The sequence below is a fragment of the Providencia sp. PROV175 genome (assembly GCF_032707045.1).
Classification (GTDB): domain Bacteria; phylum Pseudomonadota; class Gammaproteobacteria; order Enterobacterales; family Enterobacteriaceae; genus Providencia; species Providencia hangzhouensis.
In genome coordinates, this window is the sequence record NZ_CP120533.1 from 1,483,739 (window position 1) to 1,507,479 (window position 23,741).

A 23,741-nucleotide genomic window follows, 5' to 3' on the forward strand; every position below is an offset into this window, starting at 1 on the left:
TGTTAAATTGAGCTCAGGGATAGTTTATTACCAATTATCCCTTTTTTAGCGATAAATAATTGCCTTGGGAGGTTCTGTGAAATTAAAATCTTTAGTTTTAGCTGCGATGGTAGCAGGTGCTGCGGTTCCTACCATGTCATTGGCTGACCCGTTACCTAATGGTCCACACATTACGACTTCGGGTAATGCAATAGTGAAAGCGACACCTGATATGGCGACGCTGAATATTCAGGTGGAAGTGACTGCTAAAGATGCGGCGGCTGCGAAAGCCGGGGTCGATAAGCGAGTTGCGGAGTATTTTGAGTTTCTTAAGAAAAACGGTATTGAAAAAGAAGATATTAATGCAGCAAATGTGCGAACTCAGCCTAAATATGATTACAGTAGTGTGAAACAAAAATCAACCATCGAAGGCTACACGGCAACACGTTCTGTTGAAGTGAAAGTGAAGAAATTAGACCAACTTAATGTCTTGTTAGATGGTGCTTTAGCCGCAGGTCTCAATGAAATCAACTCAGTACAGTTTGGTGTGGCTAATCCGCAACAGTATCGTGATGAAGCACGGTCTCAAGCGATTAAAAATGCGACAGAACAAGCTAATCTCTTAGCGAAAGGCTTTAATGTTCAGTTAGGCCCAGTGTATAGCATTAACTATAATGCGCCAGCTGCGGTGCCATATCCAATGGCAACAAGAAATTATGGTGGGGCGATGAAAGCCTCTGTTGCTCAAGACCTCAAGATTGATGAGACTTATGAACAACAGAGTATTGATTTTAATGACCAAGTTGATGTGGTATTTGAATTAAAACGCTAGTTTTTTGCGGGTTCATCTTCTTGTTTTAACATCTGGCGCCCAGTTTTTAATAGGGCGTCAGTCACTTTTTTCATTGTACGGCTTTCAGGTGCGAAGCGGTGCCAATAAAGCATGCGTCGCTGACATAGCCCTGGTGTTAAATCAACTAACTCACCATTCGCTAATTCACTTGCTATCTGCAAATGTGGGATCATACAGCAGGTAGAGCCCTGTTTCGCTAACTGTACAAAGGCCTCTGAGGAGTTCACGATATGGCATGGAACACTGCCGGGCGACAACCCAAAGTTTTGTTGCACAAAGGCTTGGTGCATATCGTCTAAATGGTCGAAAGCAACCGCAGGCGCTTTTAATAACGAAGAGCGAGTCACCCCATCGGGGAAATATTTCGCTGCAAAGCCAGGTGACGCGACAAAAATATAGTCTAGTGCGCCAAGTTTATCGACCAAGCAACCCGGTAATGCTTGGGGTTGAATACTGATAGCGCCTACCACTTCACCACGTCTTAAACGTTCTTGGGTTCGGGTTTCATCTTCTACCTGAATATTTAGCCGAATAGGGCTGTTGCCTAATACAGGGTTTAGGGCTGGAAGAAACCAAGTTGCCAAGCTGTCGGCGTTGACGGCAAGTGAGAGCAATAAAGGGGTGGAACCACTATTTTCATCACCTAACCATTGTTCTTCTAACAATTCGACTTGATGAAGCAATGCTAGCAGTTTTTGCCCTTGTTCAGTTGGGTGTGGCGGAACGGTACGCACAAGTAGTGGCTGCCCAAATAGGTTTTCTAACTGCTTTATACGTTGTGACACAGCAGATTGCGTGATGCAGAGCTTTTGAGCTGCGCGCTCAAAGCCGCGTTCACGGATAACGGCATCCAGTGCTTGTAATGCGCGATAGTCAGGGCGCTTCATCAAAAAGATCTCCTTGTTGTTATTCTACCAAGCACTATGCCATATTTTTACAAATAACACTTAAAAATATTATTGTTGTGGCCTAAATCCCAAGAACCGTGACATAAATACAGCGAACAAAGCTGCAACTTATTGGGTGTCCGGTATATACTAGTTATTAATAACCTTAATCACGACTCAATTAAATCTTAAAAGGCATGAGCATGACTCAGGACGAATTAAAAAAAGCGGTAGGTTGGGCAGCACTTGATTACGTAAAACCGGGCACTATTGTTGGTGTTGGAACGGGCTCGACAGCTTCACACTTCATTGATGCATTAGCAACAATGAAAGGTCAAATAGAAGGTGCGGTATCAAGTTCAGAAGCATCAACTCAAAAATTAAAATCATTGGGTATTACGGTATTTGATTGCAATGAAGTGGATTCCTTAGATGTTTATGTTGATGGCGCTGATGAAGTTGACCACCACATGAATATGATCAAAGGCGGTGGTGCGGCTTTAACACGTGAAAAAATTGTTTCTGCAATTGCAAAAACCTTTGTTTGTATCGTTGACGAATCTAAGTTAGTTGATGTGTTAGGTAAATTCCCTCTGCCTATTGAAGTGATCCCAATGGCGCGTAGCTATGTGGCACGTGAATTGGTTAAACTGGGTGGCACGCCAGAGTACCGTCAAAATGTGATTACAGATAACGGTAATGTGATTTTAGATGTCCATAATTTAAATATTATTGACCCAGTGGCATTAGAAAATACCATTAATGGGATTGCAGGTGTTGTGACCGTTGGGTTATTCGCGAATCGTGGTGCAGACGTCGTCTTGATGGGAACTGCAAACGAAGGCGTTAAAACCATCAAGTTATAATCTATATCGTATTCAATTTTTTAATAAGCCAGTGGAGTTATACCCACTGGTTTTTTTGTCTTACTGGTATTTTGTCATTAGTTTATGATTTGATAGAAGCTAAATTAATTAACCAGTTTTATTAATATCACCAATTTGAAATTTATTTTATTTTTTTTAATATCTAGCTATTTTGGTGATATATCTCACACAAATAGGCATTGTGCAGGAAAAATCCTTATTTTGTGTTATCACCCCTGATTTTCTACCATTTAACTTCTTTTTCTTCGCGCTTTTTAGCATCCATTAAGCAAACGGTTGTATTGCTACTGCGCTATTTTTTGCTATGTTGGTATACGCTTCATAGCTCAAGGTAGATGGATGTCATCTCTCTTGAGCTATGTTAGGTAAACACATATGTTCATCTGTTATAAATCTTAAGTACGTTCACGATAGGGTAGGGAAATGGTTAAGGTATCTTTGCAAAAAGACAAAATTAAATTTTTACTGCTAGAAGGTGTGCACCAAAGTGCGGTTGATAACTTAAAAGCTGCGGGCTACACCAATATTGAATATCACAAAAGTGCGTTATCCGACGAAGAATTAAAAGAAGCGATTAAAGATGCACGTTTTGTAGGTATCCGTTCCCGTACTCATCTTACTGAAGAAATTTTTGCAGCAGCAGAAAAACTTGTTGCAGTGGGTTGCTTTTGTATCGGCACCAACCAAGTTGATTTAGATGCTGCGGCAAAACGCGGTATCCCTGTATTTAACGCACCATTTTCGAATACACGTTCCGTTGCAGAAATGGTATTAGGCCAATTATTACTTTTACTGCGTCGTATTCCTGAAGCGAATATGCAAGCACACCGTGGTGTTTGGGAAAAACAAGCGAAAGGCTGTTTTGAAGCACGCGGTAAGCGTCTTGGTATTGTTGGATATGGCCACATTGGTACTCAGTTAGGGATCTTAGCTGAGGGTATCGGTATGAATGTTTTCTTCTATGATATTGAAAACAAACTACCATTAGGTAATGCAACTCAAGTTCGTTCTTTAACTGAACTTCTGAATATGAGCGATGTGGTTAGCTTACATGTCCCTGAGACCCCAAGTACGAAGAATATGTTTGCTAAAGAACAATTCGACCGTATGAAGCCTGGTTCTATTTTCATTAACGCATCACGTGGAACAGTTGTGGATATTCCTTCACTGGCAGCCGCGTTGGAAAGCAAGCATTTATCAGGTGCTGCGGTGGACGTATTCCCAAGTGAGCCAGCTGCAAATAATGACCCTAATGACCCATTTATCTCTGAATTAATTAAGTTCGATAATGTGATTTTAACGCCGCACATTGGGGGCTCTACAGAAGAAGCTCAAGAAAATATTGGGTTAGAAGTGGCTAGTAAGTTGGCGAAATACTCAGATAATGGTTCAACACTATCTGCGGTTAACTTCCCCGAAGTTTCCCTGCCTGTCCATACTGAAGATACCAACCGTTTCTTGCATATTCATGAAAACCGTCCAGGTATTTTGAACAGCATTAACCAAGTATTCACTGAAAATAACATTAACGTTGTTGGCCAGTATTTACGTACATCAGGCAACGTAGGTTATGTGGTTATTGATGTATTAATGCAAACGCCAAACCAAACAGATGAAGCACTCCAGAAATTAAAAGATTTGCCTGGAACCATTCGTGCGCGTTTACTGTTCTAAGCTACGCTAAAAATTGTGTGAAATGATGGCGCGGGTATTTATGACCAGCGCCATACTTTTTGCGGCGTAATAATTTCGGGTAAAGGAACATCCCAGTGTGCGATGGGGAGTTTTTCTACTTGCTGGCAATTATGGGCAAGGCCAATTGGATAAAAACCGGTTTTTTGCCAATTTGCTAGAGTCCTATCATAGAACCCACCTCCCATACCTAACCGTTGCCCTTGAGTATCAAATGCCACTAATGGGATAAGCATGATATCCAGTTTCTCAAGTGGTAGCACATCTCTAACATCAAGCGGTGGTTCATCAATATTAAATCGGTTTTTAACGAGTTGGCTATCGGGGCGATAGTGAAGAAACAGTAAATGGTGACGACTAAAAGGATGTAAAACAGGGAGATAGACTTGTTTGCCTTCAGCCCAGAGTGCATGAATGAGCGGTTTAGTATCAATTTCGCCATCAAAAGAAAGAAACAAAGCAATCGTGTTGGCTTGTGCTATTTTCGGGTGGTTTAATGCATTATGCATGAGTTGTTCCGCAGCGTCATATTGCTGCTGAGCGCTTAATTGACGACGTGCTTGGCGGATTGTTTGACGTACCTGCTGGCGTTGGGTCGAGAGGGAGTCTTGCATGTGATAACCTGTTATATATGCGATAAAAAACAGTTAACCAAGAAAGTAAATTACTTGAAGTATATCGCAAGATGAAAGGTTATGTAGAAAACAAATGAAAAATAAGCAGGAACTTAATTGAGGGTCTCCAAGATGCCGTTGTAGGCTGTAACCCTTGAACCCTTGGTTCAAGGTGAACGCAGTTTAGCAACCTTTAGGCTTCCTGAGCGAATCAGGCATGCTCACCAGCGCCATAACCACATTCTATTTAGTTGAAATATCGGCTCAGGGGACTCGCCCACTCACGCGCATCTCAGAGAAATTTGGTTTGAGAACTTATCGTTACTCAGTGATTTCATTGTACGAAACTAGATTTAAAATGCAACCTTAATTTTGTATATTTTTTTCTACTAGTGTCTGATTAATAAGCAGATTTACTCTAAGGGCAATACCTGCCTCTCAGTAATTTTCACCTGATCGTGCAACGCTTGTTCGATTGTGTGCTGCAACATTTTTATTTTCTCTTCCATATTATAAGCATAATCACGCGTTTTTGTCTTTTCTTGTGCTAATTCGTGACAGACGTTCAATGCTACGATAAAAATAAGTTGTTCCATATTGGTCACACCGCTTCTATCTTTCAGATTTTGCAAGCGTTGTTCTAATTCTTTAGCCGACTCAAGAAGGGCTTCTTTTTGTTCTGATGGGCAGTTAACTCGCATTGAACGCCCGAAAATCTGGATGTCGACAGGTTGTGCGGACATGATACCTCCATACTGAATAATACTCGCCATAAATACATCATATTTGGCGCAATTAATAGATAAGACAAAAGCATACTGGTCTAGCGGCTATCCTTGATGGTAGCATATCACGAATCATAAGCTAACATGACGAATTCAGATGTCTATACAAAAATCTTTACCAAACTATGAATCACTGGACAAACTACTGCAACAGCACTCAATCGCACTTACTGCCGCGGAGATCCATGGTCTAATAACCGGGTTGATCTGTGGTGGGGGACGTGATCAAAGCTGGCAAACGTTAGTCCATGACCTTGCTAACGATGGTTTAGCTTTTCCACAAACCGTTTCACAGCCACTGCGAGAACTTTTTGATACCACGTTTGAAGCACTTGATGATAGCGAGTTTGCATTTACTATGCTATTTCCTGACGAAGATGCTTCTGTTTTTGACCATGCTGATGCGCTAGCTGGCTGGGTAAATCACTTTTTATTAGGTGTTGGTGTTACACAACCGAAACTGGCTGATAAAAAAGAGATAAGCGAGGTTATCACAGATTTACGCAATATTGGTATGCTTGGTTATGATGAAGACGAAGACCAAGAAGAACTCGAGCAAGCGTTAGAAGAAGTGGTGGAGTATGTCAGGGTGGCGGTGCAATTATGTTACATTGCATTGATTGAGCCAACTAAAGGCCAAGGCCCAACCGCAGTAGAAAATGATAAGCCAGTTCTTCATTAGTTTCTTTTAACGTGTAACGTGAGTTTTCAAAGCCACTTAACTTTATCGGACGATATTATATTATTGATAAAATTAAGTGCTTGAAAACGGGGTGTATCCAGTTTTAAGTCATTTCGCCAGTGTATGTTGTTATGTGATTGGTTAAACACAAGCAATATATTCAGCAATCTAATTATTCTGATAATAAGGCAAAAACGGTATGAATAAACAGGAATTTATTTCTCGTCGCAATGCATTATTGGCTCAAATGCAACCAGGCAGTGCAGCAATTATTTTCTCAGCGCCTCCTGCGCAGCGTAATGCGGATTGCGAATACCCGTACCGTCAACACAGTGATTTCCTTTATTTGACGGGGTTTAGCGAACCTGAAGCCGTATTAGTGTTGATTAAGAGCGATGAAAAACATAGCCATTCTGTTCTTTTTAACCGTGTTCGTGATTTAACTGCTGAAATTTGGTTTGGTCGCCGCCTTGGCCAAGACGCCGCACCTGAAAAGTTAGGTATCGACAAAGCGTTACCTTTCAATGAAATAGAAGAACAACTTTATCAATTACTGAACGGCCTCGATGTGGTTTATCATGCACAGGGGGAGTTTGCCTATGCCGATAAATTGGTATTTGATGCCTTAGATATTTTACGTAAAGGCAGCCGCCGTCACTTACGAGCGCCACAAACATTGGTTGATTGGCGGCCGATTGTCCATGAAATGCGCTTATTTAAGTCAGAAGAAGAAATTAATACCTTGCGTATGGCTGGGCGAATTTCTGCTCTCGCACACGTTAGAGCCATGGAAACTTGCCGACCTAACATGTATGAATACCAACTTTGTGGTGAGTTAGAACACGAATTTACTCGCCATGGTGCACGTTTCCCTTCGTACAACTCCATTGTGGGTAGTGGTGAAAATGCCTGTATTTTGCATTACACCGAAAATGAGAGCCTAATGAAGGATGGCGAATTAGTCTTGATTGATGCGGGGGCAGAATTTGAAGGCTATGCAGGGGATATCACGCGTACTTTCCCAGTAAATGGTAAATTTAGCCAAGCGCAACGTGAAATTTACGATATCGTCCTTAAAGCGTTAAATACCGCGTTAGAGCTATACCGCCCGGGAACCAGTATTCATGAGGTGACTCGTGAAATTGTTCGTATCAAAACAGAAGGTCTTGTCGCACTTGGAATTTTACAAGGCGATGTGGATCAATTGATCGAAAACAAAGCATATCAGCCATTCTTTATGCATGGTTTAAGTCATTGGTTAGGGTTAGATGTACATGATGTAGGTTTTTATGGCACAGACCGCGACCGTACACTTGAAGTGGGGATGGTATTAACTGTTGAGCCTGGTTTATATATTGCTCCAGATGCCGATGTGCCACCACAATATCGCGGTATTGGTGTACGTATCGAAGATGATATTGTTATCACCGAAAACGGAAATGAAAACTTAACAGATTTAGTCGTGAAAGACCCTGATGAAATTGAAGCCCTAATGGCGGCAGCAACGCACAATTTAGGGTAGCTGTCAGTCATCATAGAAAGGTAATAAACAACGCATGAATGTGATCATCGTGGGGGGCGGTATGGCGGGTGCAACATTAGCACTGGCGATATCATCCCTTAGCCAAGGAAAATTATCGGTTTCATTAATCGAGGCAGCTTTGCCTGATGGCAAACATCCGGGGTTCGACGCACGTGCGATTGCGCTAGCCCACGGTACTTGTCAGTCGTTAGCAAAAATAGGCATTTGGCCTGCTTTAGCGGATTGTGTGACCCCCATTAATCATGTTCATGTGTCTGATAGGGGCCATGCTGGTTTTGTGAATATCGTAGCCGATGATTATCATATCGATGCTCTAGGCAATGTTATTGAGCTGCACGAAGCTGGCGCCCGCCTGTTTTCATTGTTACGTAAAGCCCCCGGTGTAACCCTTTATTGCCCTGCAAAAGTAGAAAATGTCCATCGTGAACAAGAGATTGTGACGGTCACCTTGAATAATGGAGATAAGGTGACAGGGGAATTACTGATTGCTGCGGATGGCAGCCATTCCGCGATTGGTAAAGCCTGCCATATGCAATGGCAACAGGACGATTATGGGCAAGTGGCTATTATCGCGAATGTGAAAACCGCCATAGACCCACAAGGCCAAGCCTTTGAACGCTTTACGGAATTTGGCCCATTAGCCTTGTTGCCAATGTCACAAGGCCGTAGTTCATTGGTTTGGTGCCATCAGCAAGAACAAGCTGACACAATTAGGTCTTGGGATGATGAGACATTCAAGGATAAATTACAGCAAGCATTCGGCTGGCGGCTAGGCGAAATCGTCATGGCCGGTAAGCGTCATTGTTATCCATTGGTATTACGTAAGGCGCTTAACCCTGTTAGTCATCGAGTCGTGTTAGTGGGGAACGCTGCTCAGACCCTGCATCCTATTGCGGGGCAAGGCTTTAATTTAGGTATCCGTGATGTGATGCAACTGGCTCACATTGTGGTAGATGCAAACGCGAAAGGGCAAGACATTGGCCGTTATTCATTACTCAGCCAATACCAGCAAGCCAGAGCGTTAGATAGAGACAAAACGGTTACGATAACCGACGGTTTGGTTCGTTTATTTGCGAATCGCTGTTTACCGCTTATTGTCGGGCGTAACTTAGGTTTAATGGCAATGGAAATGTTACCGCCAGCTCGTGATGTTTTGGCTCGCCAAACATTGGGTTGGGTTGCACACCAATAACCACGATATAAAGAGGAATAAAAAATATGCAATCATTTGATGTGGTTATCGCCGGTGGTGGTATGGTTGGGTTAGCAGTCGCTTGTGGGCTTGAAGGGAGTGGGCTTCGTGTTGCGGTAATTGAGACTCATCCACCTAAGCTGCCATTTAGTGTAGCAGAGCCGCATGCATTAAGGGTATCTGCTATTAATGCGGCAAGTGAAAAGTTACTGACCCACTTAGGTGTATGGTCAACTATTAAAGGAATGCGAGCTTCTGCATATAATGGCATGGAAGTTTGGGATAACGATAGCTTTGGGCGTATTTCTTTTACCGCTCAAGAACGTAACCTGACGCATTTAGGGCATATTGTTGAGAATAATGTTGTACGTGATGCACTATGGCAAAAGGCGTCTCAGCTTCGCGATGTGACATTATTGGCCCCCGCAACAATTAAAAAAGTGGTGTGGGGAGAAAATGATGTTTTCATTACGTTAGATGATGAAAACATGTTAACGGCACGGTTGATTGTGGGGGCTGATGGGGCAAACTCGTGGTTGCGTAGCCATGCTGATATCCCATTAACCTTTTGGGATTATGAACATACCGCGTTAGTTGCTACGATCCGAACCGAAAAACCTCACGAAGGCGTTGCTCGACAAGCTTTTGATGGTGAAGGTATTTTGGCGTTTTTACCATTAAGTGACCCACATCTTTGCTCGATTGTCTGGTCTCAATCTGCCACTGAAGCAGCTAGGCGTCAATCTTTAGAACCTGCTGATTTTAATAAAGAACTGGCGGTTGCATTTGATGTTCGTCTGGGTCTTTGCCAAGTGGAAAGTGAGCGATTAACCATTCCTCTCACAGGGCGTTATGCAAGGCAATTTGCAGCTCAACGCTTAGCTCTGTTGGGGGATGCGGCACATACCATTCATCCATTAGCAGGCCAAGGGGTTAACCTTGGGTTTATGGATGTGGCTATGTTGATTGGTGAAATTAAACGTTTGCACCGCGAAGGTAAAGACTTTGGTCAATATTTATACTTGCGTGATTACGAGCGCAGCCGTAAGCACAGTGCAGCGTTGATGTTAGCTGGTATGCAAGGCTTCCGTGAATTGTTTGATGGCAATAACCCTGCGAAGAAATTACTTCGTGATATCGGGCTGGTTTTAGCGGACAGCTTACCGGGTGTTAAACCGCAATTATTGAACCATGCGATGGGGCTGTTTGATATGCCGAAGTGGCTGGAACAGTTACAAGTCGAAGACACTCTCTAAATCCCTTTCTGCAAAGGCACAATCTTATAAATTGTGTCTTTTTCTTTTTTAATTTCAATATACAAAGTGTCATCACTGGTTTCTGTATACGAAATAACCCTGCCGATCTTGTTTTAGTATGAATAGCAGACTTTTCTCTTTTTATCATGACTGAAAAAAACTAATTACATTCATTTTTCGCATTAGTTTTATTTATATTGGTGTGATGAGTTTTATTGGCGAAGCTATCATTTAAATTCTTTAATTGATGATATTTTGAGCTCCTAGACGCTAAATGTAAGGGTTTTGAGTGATCATTCTCAATTATTTAACAAAAAGCACTGGCAAAATCAGAGCGCAATCAGTAATACAGATGGATGGTCGCCCTATTTTTTTTTATAGAATAGAACTGCAAACAGTGGTAGGTTTTTTAAAAGTTATCGTTTGCGTTGGGTTAAAATTATCTCGCGACTTTGTTGCAGATGGATAATTTTCACTACGCAATCACCCTGTCATATTAATTAATAATGTAAAGAGGGTATTCATGGTAAAGCAAACAACGCTATATGATGAACATATAGCCTGCGGTGCAAAAATGGTCGATTTTCATGGTTGGATGATGCCGTTGCATTATGGTTCGCAGATCAATGAACATAATTTTGTCAGAACCGAAGCAGGGATGTTTGATGTTTCCCATATGACTATTGTCGATTTACACGGCGAAGGCTGTCGTGATTTTCTTCGTTATCTTCTCGCCAACGATATCAATAAACTTACAGAGCAAGGTAAAGCCTTATATACAGGCATGCTGAATGCTTCAGGTGGTGTTATTGATGACCTGATTGTGTATTACCTCGCTGATGACTTTTATCGTCTCGTCGTCAACTCAGCAACACGCGATAAAGACCTCGCTTGGATTGAACAACATGCTAAAGGTTATGCCGTTGAAATTCGTGTTCGCGATGACTTAGCGTTATTAGCTGTCCAAGGGCCGCAAGCACCAGAAAAGGTTCATTCATTACTGAGTTCGGAACAAAATAGCGCCATTGAAGGAATGAAACCATTTTATGGTATTCAAACTGGAGATTTGTTCATCGCAACCACGGGCTATACCGGCGAAAAAGGTTATGAAATTGCTATGCCTAAAGAGCAGGTCGTTGAATTTTGGCATAAACTGCTTAAGGCAGGGGTACACCCAGCGGGCTTAGGGGCGCGGGATACTTTGCGCCTTGAAGCCGGTATGAACCTATATGGGCAAGATATGGATGAAACGATTTCACCATTAGCCGCGAATATGGGATGGACGATCTCTTGGAAACCAGAAGATCGCCAATTTATTGGCCGTGAAGCATTGGAAAAATTACGCGAACAAGGTACTGAAAAACTTGTCGGTATTGTGATGCGTGAAAAAGGTATACTGCGTGCAGGGCAAGTTGTTCGCTTTACTGATGAACTGGGGAAACTACAAGAAGGGGTAATAACCAGTGGCTCTTTCTCGCCAACCCTTGGCTTCAGTATTGCGTTAGCGCGTGTCCCGAACGGAATTCAAGACAAAGCAATTGTTGAAATCAGACAAAGAGAAATGCCAGTTGAAGTTGTTAAACCGGGCTTTGTCCGTGAAGGTAACTGCTTAGTGTAATTTGGGCGAATCTGATTAATAAATTTAAAAATTGAGAGGCTAATGATGAGCAATACACCTAAAGAATTAATGTACACCCGTGAACATGAGTGGCTGCGCGATGAAGGTAATGGTGAATTTACAGTTGGTATCACCGAACATGCGCAAGAAACGTTGGGTGACATGGTGTTTGTTGATTTACCCGAGGTGGGAACGGCGGTAAGTGCAGGTGATGACGTTGCAGTCGTCGAATCAGTTAAAGCAGCATCTGATATTTACGCACCACTGAGTGGCGAAATTGTGGCGGTTAATAGTGAGTTAAATGACGCGCCAGAACTCGTAAATGAACAGCCGTATCAAGAAGGTTGGATTTTCCGCATTAAAGCATCCGATACCGCAGAGCTGGCGGATTTGATTGATGCGGCGGGGTATACCTCTATGATCGAAGCCGAAGAATAGTTTATTCGTCATATTTTGTGTTGTGGCGGTGTTGGCTTCGCTCTCTCGCCCTAGTCACATACTTATGTATGCTCCTAGGGTTTCATTTGCTTGCCGCCTAGCCACAACGCAAACTATTTAGAATAAACACTTTTGGTTGCTGTGGCGGTGTTGGCTTCGCTCTCTCGCCCTAGTCACATACTTATGTATGTTCCTAGGATCTCATTGGTTTGCCGCCTAGCCACAACGCAAACTATTTAGAATAAACACTTTTGGTTGCTGTGGCGGTGTTGGCTTCGCTCTCTCGCCCTAGTCACATACTTATGTATGCTCCTAGGGTCTCATTTGCTTGCCGCCTAGCCACAACGCAAACTATTTAGAATAAACACTTTTTAGTGATAGCCATAAGATGAGCTATTTAGAGGATTGATAAAATCTAATTAGTTAGAAATAAGAAACAACCGCAATATTATTGATTTTAAGCGTTATCTCGCAAGTTCCGTAATAACCGCCCTACAACTTATGCATAGCAGACAAAGGATGGGAACACAGATATGTCGATGTCACTGAGTCAATTAGAAAACCGTTCAGAATTCATTTCGCGCCATATTGGTTCATCAGAACAACAATTAAAAACCATGTTAGACACCGTGGGTGCAACGTCATTAGATGCTTTGATGGACAAAATTGTCCCTAAAGCCATTTTGCTTGCAGAGCCACCAAGAGTGGGTGGGGGAGCAACTGAGCAAGAAGCCTTAGCTGAATTAAAAGCGATAGCGTCACTCAATAAGCGCTATAAAAGCTACATTGGTATGGGGTATGCGCCTGCAGTGCTTCCGCCGGTTATTTTGCGTAATTTATTAGAAAACCCGGGTTGGTATACCGCTTATACGCCATACCAACCGGAGGTGTCACAAGGTCGTTTAGAATCATTATTGAATTTTCAACAGGTAACTATCGACCTTACGGGGTTAGACCTTGCCTCTGCGTCGTTATTAGATGAAGCCACTGCTGCGGCTGAAGCTATGGCAATGGCAAAACGGATCAGCAAACTGAAAGATGCAGAACGCTTTTTTGTAGCAGATGATGTTCATCCGCAAACGCTAGATGTCGTTCGCACGCGTGCGGGTACTTTTGGTTTTGAAGTGATTGTGGATAGCGCAGAGAAAGCACTGGAACACGAAGGTGTTTTTGGTGTGTTACTTCAACAGGTTGGCACGACAGGTAATGTCCATGACTACAGTTCGCTATTTGCCCAATTAAAAGAGCGTAAAATTGTCAGTTGCGTTGCAGCAGATATGATGGCGCTAGTATTGCTCACTGCACCGGGTAAGCAAGGGGCGGATATTGTCTTCGGTTCAGCACAGCGTTTTGGCGTCCCGATGGGGTATGGTGGGCCACATGCGGCCTTCTTTGCTTGTCGTGACGAATTTAAACGGGCAATGCCGGGACGTATTATCGGTGTGTCACGGGATGCAGCAGGTAATACCGCACTGCGTATGGCGATGCAAACCCGTGAACAACATATTCGCCGTGAAAAAGCGAACTCGAATATTTGTACATCCCAAGTGCTGTTAGCCAATATCGCAGCCATGTATGCGGTTTATCATGGGCCAAAAGGGCTGAAAATAATTGCAGAGCGCATTCATCGCTTTAGCTCTATTTTTGCCAAGGCATTAGCAGATGCAGGTTTCGTATCACGCCATAAAACTTGGTTTGATACACTTTGCATTGAAGTCGCAGACAAAACAGCAGTGCTAGCGCGTGCTGAAAAAGCCAAATTGAATTTACGTACTGATATTCGTGGTGCAGTTGGCGTGACTTTTAGTGAAATCACGACCCGCCAAGATTTAAATGAATTGTTTGCAGTGATCACCGGCGTCGAAACTAAGCTGGATTTTGAAAAACTAGATCAGTCAGTTTCCGCGACAGAACAAGCAATTCCAAACACGATGAGACGTGATGATGAAATTTTAGTACATCCCAACTTTCATCGTTACCACAGTGAAACCGAAATGATGCGCTACATGCATAGCTTAGAGCGCAAAGATTTAGCATTAAACCAAGCTATGATCCCTCTGGGTTCTTGTACCATGAAGCTTAATGCGGCTGCGGAAATGATCCCAATTACCTGGCCTGAATTTGGCGAGCTACATCCGTTTTGTCCACCTGAGCAGGCGCAAGGTTATCATCAAATGATAGAACAGCTTTCTCATTGGTTAGTACAATTGACCGGTTATGATGCGGTTTGTATGCAACCTAACTCAGGGGCTCAAGGTGAATATGCAGGTTTATTAGCTATTCGTCGTTACCATGAGAGTCGCAATGAAGGGGAGCGAAATATTTGTTTGATCCCGGCTTCTGCTCACGGTACCAATCCTGCCTCTGCGCATATGGCAGGTATGGAAGTGGTGGTAGTGCGTTGTGATGATGAAGGTAATATCGATTTAACGGATTTACGTGAAAAAGCTCAGCAACATAGCGAAGCTCTTTCTTGTGTGATGGTAACTTACCCATCAACCCACGGGGTATATGAAGAAAGTATTCGTGAAGTGTGTGAAATTATTCACCAATATGGTGGTCAAGTATATCTTGATGGTGCAAATATGAATGCTCAAGTTGGGTTAACAACACCGGGCTTTATTGGTGCGGATGTTTCTCACCTGAATTTGCATAAAACATTCTGTATCCCTCACGGCGGTGGCGGACCAGGTATGGGGCCTATCGGTGTGAAAAAACACTTGGCACCGTTCGTACCGGGGCATTCTGTGGTTGAGCAAGAAATGTTAACTGACCAAGGTGCGGTATCTGCAGCCCCATTTGGCAGTGCATCAATTTTGCCAATTAGCTGGATGTATATTCGGATGATGGGCTCTTATGGTCTACGTAAAGCTAGCCAAGTTGCTATTTTAAATGCGAATTATATTGCCAAGCGTCTTTCTGGCCGTTATGACATTTTATATACAGGGCAAGAAGGCTATGTTGCCCATGAATGTATTGTCGATTTACGCCCAATTAAAAGAGATACGGGTATCAGTGAGCTCGATATTGCTAAGCGCTTAATTGATTATGGTTTTCATGCGCCAACCATGTCTTTCCCTGTAGCAGGGACATTAATGATTGAACCGACAGAGTCTGAAAGCATAACTGAAATTGATCGGTTTATTGACGCCATGTTAGCGATACGCGATGAAATTGACCAAGTCGTGAAAGGGCAGTGGACACTAGAAGATAACCCTCTCGTGAATTCGCCTCATGTGCAAACGGAGCTAGCCGGGGAGTGGCCTCATAGTTATAGCCGTGAACTCGCAGCATTCCCAACAGCACAAACGAAAGCGAATAAATACTGGCCAGCAGTAAAACGGCTTGATGATGTGTATGGGGATCGTCATTTACACTGCTCATGTGTGCCGATTGAAGATTATATGTAGGAATATATCGCACACTTCCATTATATAATGTGAATTAAATACTCTTTAGGCTTGATTTCGGTGAGTTACTGAATTCAAGCCTTTATTTATTTAGGATTTATTTAACCTAAATATTGTGAGACACCCGTATAATTTTTACCTTGGTGTAGCTTTTCCACGGCACCTGTTTCTATAATGACTCGGTAAACCCCTCCATTAAGGTCAGCCACATACATCAGTTGTGCAGGCTTATCATATGTGAGTCCAATAGCCTCTTTAAAACCACGGCTTATCACCTTGTAATGGCTTAATCCATCAGCAGAAATATTGGCACAATTTAAGCTATTACCATCGGGCTCAGCGCCTCTATCTGTCCAATATAAAATATGGTTTTCTTTATCAAGCAATAAATCAATAGGTTCGGGGAGGTCTTGAAGGAGTAATTGAATATCAGTTCGTTGATTGGCCGATTGTTGGATTTTAGGCGTTAATGGCACCCTAAAAATACGACCTAAATTACCTTTAGGGGTCCCTTTCTGAGTCCAGTAAATCCAATTATTTGTGACATCAACAGTAATGCCAACACATTGGTCTAATATATCTACTTTATTGTGTTTATCTCGGGGTCTTGCTACATGGACGAATAAATCAGAACCATCAATATTACATGATGAAACCATACCACCTTCACGGTCACACCAATATAATCGTTGATTTACTAAATCAAGATGCAATTGTTTTGGCGTTCTTATCTTTCCGTTGCCCAATAGTATTTTTCTGCCAGTACCATCAAAATTCATCACATTAATGGAGCCATCGTCAGCCTCATAATCTTCACCCATATTACTCCAATAAATTAATCGGTTAGCAGGGTCAACGGCAATACCATCAGGGGTTCCACCGAGTCCTTCGATAATTGGGATTGTTTGATGTGTTGATTTATTGAATTGAATTATAGCGGGTGAATGGACATCTAGAAGTAAAAGGTAAGGATTTGAATATTCATTGAATTTTTCCATTTTAAACCTCTTTGGCAAATGTTCAATGATAAAGATAGGAGCGATATTAATAATTGGCAAGTTATTAATATTGGTATTTCTATATAAGTCGAGATTAATAATTATTAAAAAATATAAAGTGGTTTATTATTTAAATCAAAATAATGAATTAGTGAAAAGTATATCTTGCTGTGGGTAATACACATAGATTAGATGAGTGTAACACGTTAAATAAAGCGGCTTTGTAGCCGCTTCTGACATAAATTACAGTAACCAGCCTTTTTGCTGAGCGAGTTCCAATTGTAATTTAAGTTGTTGATAAAATTCAGGTAGGATCTGCTGAATATAATCACATTTACTGAGAACTTGTTCCAGACGAATGTGGTTTTCGACCCAACTTTGGCCTTGATTATGCAGGTTCATCAGCATCGGCATCGCTCGGTCAATGGCATTCGCATACACAGATTCCGGGGTTTCTAATGCATCATATTCATTCCACAGAGCTAATAGCGTTTCATTTTGCGGGCTAGGCAGTAAGTTAAAAATACGCTTAGCCGCTTTAACTTCTTCTTCATGAATAGCATCACGAGCGGCATTATCAAATACCAATACATCGCCTGCATCAATTTCAACAATGTCATGAACAAGGGCAAGTTTTATCGCATGTTCGATATTAATGCCTTGAACATAAGGTGCAAAACTCATTGCTGCAACGGCAAATTGCCAACTGTGTTCTGCTGTGTTTTCTTGGCGTTCACGGTTCAATAACTTATTTTTACGATAAACACTTTTGAGTTTATCTAATTCCATCAAAAATTGGACGACTTCGGTAAAAGCCCCAAAATTAACCACCTCTACGGGCTTGTTACCTAATGCAGATGACATAAAAACTCCAATTAATTCTCTTCTAATGAATAAGGTAATGATGCGATAGTTAGATGACTTTGCTCATCCCCCATAACACGGAAAACGCTATCCGCTTCCATATCGTTATTCATAATGACTTGCACATAGATTTCGCCGCTACCTAAGCGAATAGCAGCTAAAACAGTTCCTGTACGGCGCCATTTATCACCAAGCTGCCATTCCACACCTTCACCAACGACAGGAATAGTGGTACCTGTACCTTTTAAGGTGTACATCGCACGTTTATTTGCACCACGGAATTTTGCACGGGCAACCATTTCTTGACCGGTATAACAGCCTTTTTTAAAGCTAATACCATCAGGTAGGGCTTGTAAGTTGGTTGCTTGAGGTAAATGTTGGGCACTATTTTGCTGATCGATAACCGCAAAACCGGCTTCGATATCAAGGGCTAACCATTGTTCATCGTTGACCTGAATAGCACCTAAGGTTTGGGCCATTTTTTGTGCCGTTTCTTCGTTCGTGATCACTAAAAAACGCTCTGTGGGTAATGCAAAATGTAATATTGTGGAGGCGTCGTCTGTAACCACTTGGTTTTGAGCGTCAGGTAATGCAGTAAATAATGTTGCCAGTGCTTCTCTAGCGCCTTTACCCGCGACTCCGACTAATTTCAGTTCTGGTTTTTTTTCAAAGGTGACTTTCGAAAAAACAGCATATTTTTTCAGTTCGGCGAGTTGTGAGTCGGCAACGCTGGTTCTTAATAAATATGAGTAGCCATCTAAATGATGGAATAGGCGGAGGTCGCTCCACATCTTACCTTTAGGATCACAATGTGCGGTTAATGCATGTGATTGCTTGAGTGTGGCGATATCTGCGGTTACTTGGCCTTGCAGGTATTTTTCTGCATCGGCGCCGTGAAGGTGAATAAGTTCCCAGTTTTCCAGTGAAATCAAAACGAGTGGTAAAGACTGAGATCCGAGAGGGAATTGCTGTGTACTATCAATTTGGTTAGTCATGATTTCACCTGTTGTTCTTTGATAGATAAAGGTGCCTAATGGTAAAATAGCTAGATAACATTGCAAGTAGTTATTATGATGAAGCTGTATTATCTAATAGTTTTTTATCATCTGTTTGTAGAAAAACGGTATTTTACTACTAAAATTACAACAATGTAGTCTATAACATGTTTTCTTAGCGGATAATCTGTTAGAGTATGGAAAATAATCAATCTAATCAGTTAACTGCAAAAAAGGCCGTAGTAGAATGGATATTGAGAATAAAGCGCGAATTCATTGGGCATGCCGCCGTGGTATGCGTGAATTAGATATTTCAATCATGCCGTTTTTTGAGTATGAATATGATGACCTAACAACTCACGATAAGCAGGTATTTGTCCGTTTATTAGAATGTGCGGACCCTGATTTATTCAATTGGCTAATGAATCACGGTCGTCCAGATGATGACGAACTTTTTCGTATGATTAAACTGATTCAGGAAAAAAATAAAAATCGTGGTCCTGTGGAAATCTAATCTCTCCATTTCATGGAAAACCCAACTGTTCTCAACCTGTGTTCATGGGGTCATTGGGATGTTTTTACTATTGGCTCCATGGTCCCCTGGTAACTCAATGATATGGTTGCCGCTATTAGTGGTTGTCGTTGCGAGTTGGGCAAAGAGCCAGAAAAATATCAGTAAAATAAAAGGGGTTGCTGTGCTGGTTAATGGTAATAAGGTTCAGTGGAAGAAAAATGAATGGAGAATACTGAAAGCACCTTGGCTTACCCGCTATGGTATATTACTGACACTAGAAGCGTTACAAGGTAAACCACAAAAACTCCATTTGTGGGTTGCAAAAGACGCATTGTCGGAAGAGAATTGGCGTAATTTAAACCAATTATTGCTGCAATACCCTGATATTTAGGCTACCAAAATCATAGGTGATAAATCAAATTGGTAGCCTAGTGTAGGGTAGGTAACCCTCACTTTGGGGGGGCGATGAGCAAGTACATCAAGTACATATAAACTTGCATCATAATAGCGTTTCAATTTCCTGAAAAATCTGCACACACCACTGCGCAATACGTTCATCGGTCTGTTCAAACTGGTGGACTTCATCTAATGCCAGCCCAACAAACATATCACCAGTTTCATTGAGTGGTTTAGGGCTATCAAAGGTATAGCCTTCAGTTGGCCAGAAACCGACAAATTTAGCGCCAGTTGGTTTTAGTTGATGATAGAGCATGCCAAGGGCATCAAGAAACCACTCGCCATAATCTATTTGGTCACCCAGTCCATACATCGCAATGATTTTATTTGCAAGGTTAAGATTGGGAAGCGCTTCCCAAATTTCAAGCCAATCTTCCTGTATTTCACCAAAATCCCACGTAGGTATTCCCAAAATAAGAACATCATACTGTTCCATTTCTGCTGGCGGTGTATCGTTAACGTTATGCAATGTGACTAAATCATCGCCGAGAATATCACGTATTTTTTCTGCAACCATTTCGGTATAACAGGTACTAGAACCGTAAAAAAGACCTATTTTCATATATATTATTACTATGTCCAGCTATGGTTTTCATCACAAGAGAGATATTGTAACAGAAGCAGCCACATTCAGGCATAATAGAATCGTGTGGTATTATCTAAAGGAAGCTTATCTGTCGTGGAAACAAAACAACTTAATCCATTAATTGAACAATTTCTTGATACAATTTGGCTTGAACAAGATCTAGCCGAAAATACATTGGCTTCTTATCGTAATGACCTTCAACTATTAGATAAATGGCTTGATGCGCATCAGTTGCATTTAGAAAGTGTTCAATCAATTGACTTACAATCTTTTTTTGCGGAACGTATTGATTGTGGATATAAAGCAACCAGTTCAGCACGTTTATTAAGTGCGATGCGTAGGTTATTTCAATATTTGTATCGGGAGAAAATCCGTCTGGATGACCCTTCTGCGGTGATTGCTGCCCCCAAAATTCCGCAGCGTTTACCCAAAGATTTAAGTGAAAAACAAGTTGAAGATTTATTAAATGCCCCTGCTACCGAAGATGCTTTAGAACTACGTGATAAGGCCATGTTGGAAGTGCTATATGCTTGTGGTTTGCGTGTTTCTGAATTAATCGGCTTAACTTTTTCAGATATTAGCTTGCGGCAGGGGGTTATTCGCGTTGTTGGTAAAGGCGATAAAGAAAGATTGATTCCCTTGGGGGAAGAGGCAATATATTGGCTAGAGAAATATATTGATGAAGGTCGCCCAGATTTATTAAATGGCAAAACTAGCGATATTCTATTCCCGAGTAAGCGTGGCACGAAAATGACTCGGCAAACGTTTTGGCATCGAATAAAATATTATGCAGTACTTGCACATATTGATAGCGAGCTACTCTCACCGCATGTTCTTAGACACGCATTTGCAACCCATTTACTCAATCATGGGGCAGATTTACGCGTGGTACAAATGTTGTTAGGTCATAGTGATCTTTCAACCACCCAAATTTATACTCATGTTGCTACTGAACGGTTACGAGTATTGCATGAGCAGCATCATCCAAGGGGGTGATGCATGATTAAAGGACTATCTATGAAACGCAAATTGTTATTATTGGCTGCTGCATGTATTGCGACTGTGACTTCCACGGTCTATGGGGCAACAGAAGAAAAAGTTATCCGTGATACTTTGGAAAAATACAACATGGTTGTTGAGGTAATTAAACCTTCGCCAATCGTTGGGCTGAATGTTGTTGAAACCACAACAGGGGTTGTTTATATCACTGATGATGGCAAATATTTATTGCAAGGGCCAATTTATGATATGAGCGGTAAAAACCCAGTCAATATCAGTAATCAGCCATTAATGAAAAAAGTAGAAGCGCTCAAAGATGAAATGATTATCTTCAAAGCCCCTCAGGAAAAGCATGTTGTGACAGTTTTTACCGATATTAGTTGTGGTTATTGTAAAAAATTACATGAATCTGTTGGTGAATTAAACAGCCAAGGTGTCACGGTGCGTTATCTGGCTTATCCACGCCAAGGTGCAGATAGCGACGTAGGAAAGAAAATGGCATCTATTTGGTGCAATGGCCTACAACAAAAAGCATTAACTCAAGCGTTTAAAGGTGAAGAAGTTGCCATGATTGAAGATTGCAAAATTGACCTAAGTAAACATATGAGTGTGGGTAATTTATTCAAAGTGACGGGAACACCAGCAATCATCCTACCGGATGGGCAATTACTGCCTGGATACATGAAACCGGATGCCCTTGTTCAATTACTCAACGAAAAATAGTTAATTATTGTGAATGTAGAAACACTCTTACAACAAAGACAGCAGCAAAGTTCTGCCGCTCAACTTCCTGGCTTGCCTGAGCTATTACAACGAATTTACCAGCATCGGGGCATCACGGATATCAATCAGTTAGAGCGCAAAGCAGCTAATTTATTGGATTATCGGACATTATCGGGTGTTGATAAGGCATTGCCCCTACTTTATCGTGCGTTAAATGAACATGAAGCTATTACTATTGTTGGGGATTTCGATGCGGATGGAGCAACCAGTACGGCATTAGCTATTAGAGCTCTAAAATCAATGGGATATAGAAATATCAATTATATCGTTCCGAACCGTTTTGAAAATGGTTATGGATTAACGCCATTGGTTGTCGAAGAAGCTTGTAAACGCGGAACGAATCTCATTATTACCGTTGATAATGGCATCTCATCCCATGAAGGAGTTGCAGTAGCTAATCAATATGGAATGAATGTAATTATTACCGATCACCATCTGCCGGGGGAAACTTTGCCTGCTGCGGATGCGATAATCAACCCGAACTTAAATGAATGTTGCTTTGCATCTAAATCATTAGCCGGGGTTGGTGTCACATTTTATTTAATGTCTGCCTTACGTGCATATCTACGTCAGCAAGGGTGGTTTGTGCAGCAAGGGCTAGCAGAGCCTAATTTAGCCGAGTACCTTGATTTGGTTGCATTAGGAACTGTTGCAGATGTGGTTCCTCTTGATACAAATAACCGCATTTTAGTTCACCAAGGGCTAAATCGTGTTAGAGCTGGGCGCTGTTGCGCGGGTATTAAAGCCCTCATTGAGGTTTCCAAACGTGATTTATCAAGACTAGTGGCAAATGATTTTGGGTTTGCGCTTGGCCCTAGGCTAAATGCGGCAGGCAGATTAGATGATATGTCAGTGAGCATTGAATTATTACTGACAGACGATATGGCGTATGCAAGGGAACTGGCAAATGAGTTAGATGGGCTGAATCAAACTCGCCGTGAGATTGAAGCGGGTATGCAGCAAGAAGCGCTCGTGCTTTTTAATCAATTCGAATACGGTGAAAGCCAGTTACCAAATGGCTTAGCCATTTATCATCCTGAATGGCATCAGGGGGTTGTCGGTATACTCGCCTCAAGGATCAAAGAACAATATCATCGTCCTGTTATCGCTTTTGCTCCTGCGGGTGATGGTTTATTAAAAGGTTCTGGGCGTTCCATTCAGGGTGTCCATATGCGGGATGCATTAGAACGGTTAAATACATTACAACCCGGGATTATGCAAAAATTTGGTGGCCATGCAATGGCAGCAGGCTTAACTTTGCATGTTGATCAATTTGACGCTTTTAAACATCACTTTGAATTATTGATGGGTGAATTAGTTCAACCTGAGCAATTGGCTGGGGTAATCTGGAGTGATGGCGAACTTTCACGCAATGAGTTTTGTTTAGAAACTGCAGAACTTATTCGAGAAAGTGGCCCATGGGGACAAGCATTTCCGGAACCTATATTTGATGGTGAATTCCAATTGTTACAGCAAAGGCTTGTTGGTGAGCGCCATTTGAAACTTATGCTGGAACCCGTGAATGGTGGGCCAATGTTAGATGCAATTATGTTTAATATTGATGTTCGTCGATGGCCAGATAACAGCATCAAAAAAGCGAAAATAGCCTTTAAATTAGATGTGAACGAATATCGTGGACAAAAAAACGTCCAGCTAATGATTGAGCATATTTGGCCTGATTAAGCCTATCATAAACGGCGGAATAACCAG

General features: G+C 41.9%; 23 protein-coding genes and 1 other RNA gene. 16 read left to right on the forward strand and 8 right to left on the reverse strand.

All coding sequences use genetic code 11. The annotated features are described in order from the left end of the window. The first annotated feature begins 76 nt into the window (after positions 1-76). Positions 77-811 (forward strand): oxidative stress defense protein, encoded by a 735-nt coding sequence (locus P3L44_RS06405; protein WP_004261938.1) that lies wholly within the window; start codon positions 77-79, stop codon positions 809-811. Here the strand turns inward: P3L44_RS06405 and P3L44_RS06410 are convergent. Then, positions 808-1,719 carry a LysR family transcriptional regulator ArgP gene (locus P3L44_RS06410; RefSeq protein ID WP_004261934.1) on the reverse strand — a complete coding sequence of 304 codons (912 nt, stop codon included), beginning with the start codon at positions 1,717-1,719 and terminating at the stop codon, positions 808-810. The two genes, P3L44_RS06405 and P3L44_RS06410, sit on opposite strands and share 4 nt — an antisense overlap. A gap of 203 nt (positions 1,720-1,922) precedes the next feature. Between P3L44_RS06410 and rpiA the strand changes: the two genes are divergently transcribed. Continuing rightward, on the forward strand, positions 1,923-2,585 hold the full coding sequence (gene rpiA, locus P3L44_RS06415; protein WP_140170994.1) for a ribose-5-phosphate isomerase RpiA: 663 nt from the start codon (positions 1,923-1,925) through the stop codon (positions 2,583-2,585). 444 nt (positions 2,586-3,029) lie between these two features. Then, complete coding sequence (gene serA / locus P3L44_RS06420) at positions 3,030-4,280, forward strand: phosphoglycerate dehydrogenase (protein WP_136135326.1); 1,251 nt, start codon at positions 3,030-3,032, stop codon at positions 4,278-4,280. 38 nt (positions 4,281-4,318) lie between these two features. Here the strand turns inward: serA and P3L44_RS06425 are convergent, their stop codons facing one another. The 3 genes from P3L44_RS06425 to zapA all read right to left on the reverse strand — a co-directional run bounded on the left by P3L44_RS06425 (position 4,319) and on the right by zapA (position 5,655). Continuing rightward, positions 4,319-4,912: a 5-formyltetrahydrofolate cyclo-ligase gene (locus P3L44_RS06425; protein ID WP_140170992.1), complete on the reverse strand. Its 594-nt coding sequence runs from the start codon at positions 4,910-4,912 to the stop codon at positions 4,319-4,321. A gap of 120 nt (positions 4,913-5,032) precedes the next feature. After that, positions 5,033-5,214, reverse strand: a non-coding RNA gene (gene ssrS / locus P3L44_RS06430) — 6S RNA. Between the two features lie 111 nt (positions 5,215-5,325). Continuing rightward, complete coding sequence (zapA, locus tag P3L44_RS06435) at positions 5,326-5,655, reverse strand: cell division protein ZapA (RefSeq protein ID WP_004913067.1); 330 nt, start codon at positions 5,653-5,655, stop codon at positions 5,326-5,328. A 139-nt stretch (positions 5,656-5,794) separates the two neighbouring features. Between zapA and P3L44_RS06440 the strand changes: the two genes are divergently transcribed. The 8 genes from P3L44_RS06440 (at position 5,795) to gcvP (ending at position 15,836) form a co-directional block, all read left to right on the forward strand. Further along, positions 5,795-6,379 (forward strand): YecA family protein, encoded by a 585-nt coding sequence (locus P3L44_RS06440; protein ID WP_094962992.1) that lies wholly within the window; start codon positions 5,795-5,797, stop codon positions 6,377-6,379. A gap of 199 nt (positions 6,380-6,578) precedes the next feature. Continuing rightward, entirely contained in the window at positions 6,579-7,901 is a 1,323-nt protein-coding gene (pepP, locus tag P3L44_RS06445; protein ID WP_004261898.1) for a Xaa-Pro aminopeptidase, read from the forward strand. A 34-nt stretch (positions 7,902-7,935) separates the two neighbouring features. After that, positions 7,936-9,114 carry a 2-octaprenyl-6-methoxyphenyl hydroxylase gene (ubiH, locus tag P3L44_RS06450; RefSeq protein WP_094962993.1) on the forward strand — a complete coding sequence of 393 codons (1,179 nt, stop codon included), beginning with the start codon at positions 7,936-7,938 and terminating at the stop codon, positions 9,112-9,114. 26 nt (positions 9,115-9,140) lie between these two features. Continuing rightward, positions 9,141-10,370, forward strand: a complete 1,230-nt coding sequence (ubiI, locus tag P3L44_RS06455; protein ID WP_272536474.1) for an FAD-dependent 2-octaprenylphenol hydroxylase — start codon at positions 9,141-9,143, stop codon at positions 10,368-10,370. A gap of 289 nt (positions 10,371-10,659) precedes the next feature. Beyond that, complete coding sequence (locus tag P3L44_RS06460; protein ID WP_112307211.1) at positions 10,660-10,839, forward strand: hypothetical protein; 180 nt, start codon at positions 10,660-10,662, stop codon at positions 10,837-10,839. A 54-nt stretch (positions 10,840-10,893) separates the two neighbouring features. Further along, positions 10,894-11,988 (forward strand): glycine cleavage system aminomethyltransferase GcvT, encoded by a 1,095-nt coding sequence (gene gcvT, locus P3L44_RS06465; protein WP_096863171.1) that lies wholly within the window; start codon positions 10,894-10,896, stop codon positions 11,986-11,988. Between the two features lie 45 nt (positions 11,989-12,033). Further along, positions 12,034-12,426 carry a glycine cleavage system protein GcvH gene (gene gcvH / locus P3L44_RS06470; RefSeq protein WP_036958523.1) on the forward strand — a complete coding sequence of 131 codons (393 nt, stop codon included), beginning with the start codon at positions 12,034-12,036 and terminating at the stop codon, positions 12,424-12,426. 533 nt (positions 12,427-12,959) lie between these two features. Next, a complete protein-coding gene (gene gcvP / locus P3L44_RS06475; RefSeq protein WP_272662114.1) occupies positions 12,960-15,836 on the forward strand; it encodes an aminomethyl-transferring glycine dehydrogenase in 2,877 nt (958 codons plus the stop codon). 101 nt (positions 15,837-15,937) lie between these two features. Here the strand turns inward: gcvP and P3L44_RS06480 are convergent, their stop codons facing one another. The 3 genes from P3L44_RS06480 to ygfZ all read right to left on the reverse strand — a co-directional run bounded on the left by P3L44_RS06480 (position 15,938) and on the right by ygfZ (position 18,693). Then, a complete protein-coding gene (locus P3L44_RS06480) occupies positions 15,938-16,834 on the reverse strand; it encodes a YncE family protein (RefSeq protein ID WP_272662115.1) in 897 nt (298 codons plus the stop codon). A 243-nt stretch (positions 16,835-17,077) separates the two neighbouring features. Further along, entirely contained in the window at positions 17,078-17,698 is a 621-nt protein-coding gene (locus P3L44_RS06485) for an HD domain-containing protein (protein ID WP_004261871.1), read from the reverse strand. Positions 17,699-17,709: 11 nt separating this feature from the next. Continuing rightward, a complete protein-coding gene (gene ygfZ / locus P3L44_RS06490; RefSeq protein ID WP_140170983.1) occupies positions 17,710-18,693 on the reverse strand; it encodes a tRNA-modifying protein YgfZ in 984 nt (327 codons plus the stop codon). A gap of 247 nt (positions 18,694-18,940) precedes the next feature. On the opposite strand from ygfZ, the gene sdhE reads away from it, so the two are divergent. Continuing rightward, positions 18,941-19,207, forward strand: coding sequence for an FAD assembly factor SdhE (gene sdhE, locus P3L44_RS06495; protein ID WP_004261864.1), 267 nt, complete (start codon positions 18,941-18,943; stop codon positions 19,205-19,207). Further along, the gene (locus P3L44_RS06500) at positions 19,188-19,598 is read left to right on the forward strand and encodes a protein YgfX (protein WP_036958456.1); all 411 of its coding nucleotides are present in this window, start codon (positions 19,188-19,190) and stop codon (positions 19,596-19,598) included. The genes sdhE and P3L44_RS06500 overlap by 20 nt, the downstream gene beginning before the upstream one ends. A 108-nt stretch (positions 19,599-19,706) precedes the next feature. Here P3L44_RS06500 and fldB read toward each other — a convergent pair whose 3' ends face one another. Then, on the reverse strand, positions 19,707-20,225 hold the full coding sequence (gene fldB / locus P3L44_RS06505; RefSeq protein ID WP_272662116.1) for a flavodoxin FldB: 519 nt from the start codon (positions 20,223-20,225) through the stop codon (positions 19,707-19,709). Positions 20,226-20,342: 117 nt separating this feature from the next. Here fldB and xerD point away from each other — a divergent pair, with 117 nt between their 5' ends. The 3 genes from xerD to recJ are packed head-to-tail and all read left to right on the forward strand — an operon-like array spanning position 20,343 to position 23,714. After that, positions 20,343-21,245: a site-specific tyrosine recombinase XerD gene (xerD, locus tag P3L44_RS06510; RefSeq protein WP_004261814.1), complete on the forward strand. Its 903-nt coding sequence runs from the start codon at positions 20,343-20,345 to the stop codon at positions 21,243-21,245. Positions 21,246-21,266: 21 nt separating this feature from the next. After that, complete coding sequence (gene dsbC / locus P3L44_RS06515) at positions 21,267-21,971, forward strand: bifunctional protein-disulfide isomerase/oxidoreductase DsbC (RefSeq protein ID WP_096863312.1); 705 nt, start codon at positions 21,267-21,269, stop codon at positions 21,969-21,971. A 9-nt stretch (positions 21,972-21,980) separates the two neighbouring features. Then, positions 21,981-23,714 carry a single-stranded-DNA-specific exonuclease RecJ gene (gene recJ, locus P3L44_RS06520; protein WP_140170977.1) on the forward strand — a complete coding sequence of 578 codons (1,734 nt, stop codon included), beginning with the start codon at positions 21,981-21,983 and terminating at the stop codon, positions 23,712-23,714. Positions 23,715-23,741: the final 27 nt, after the last annotated feature.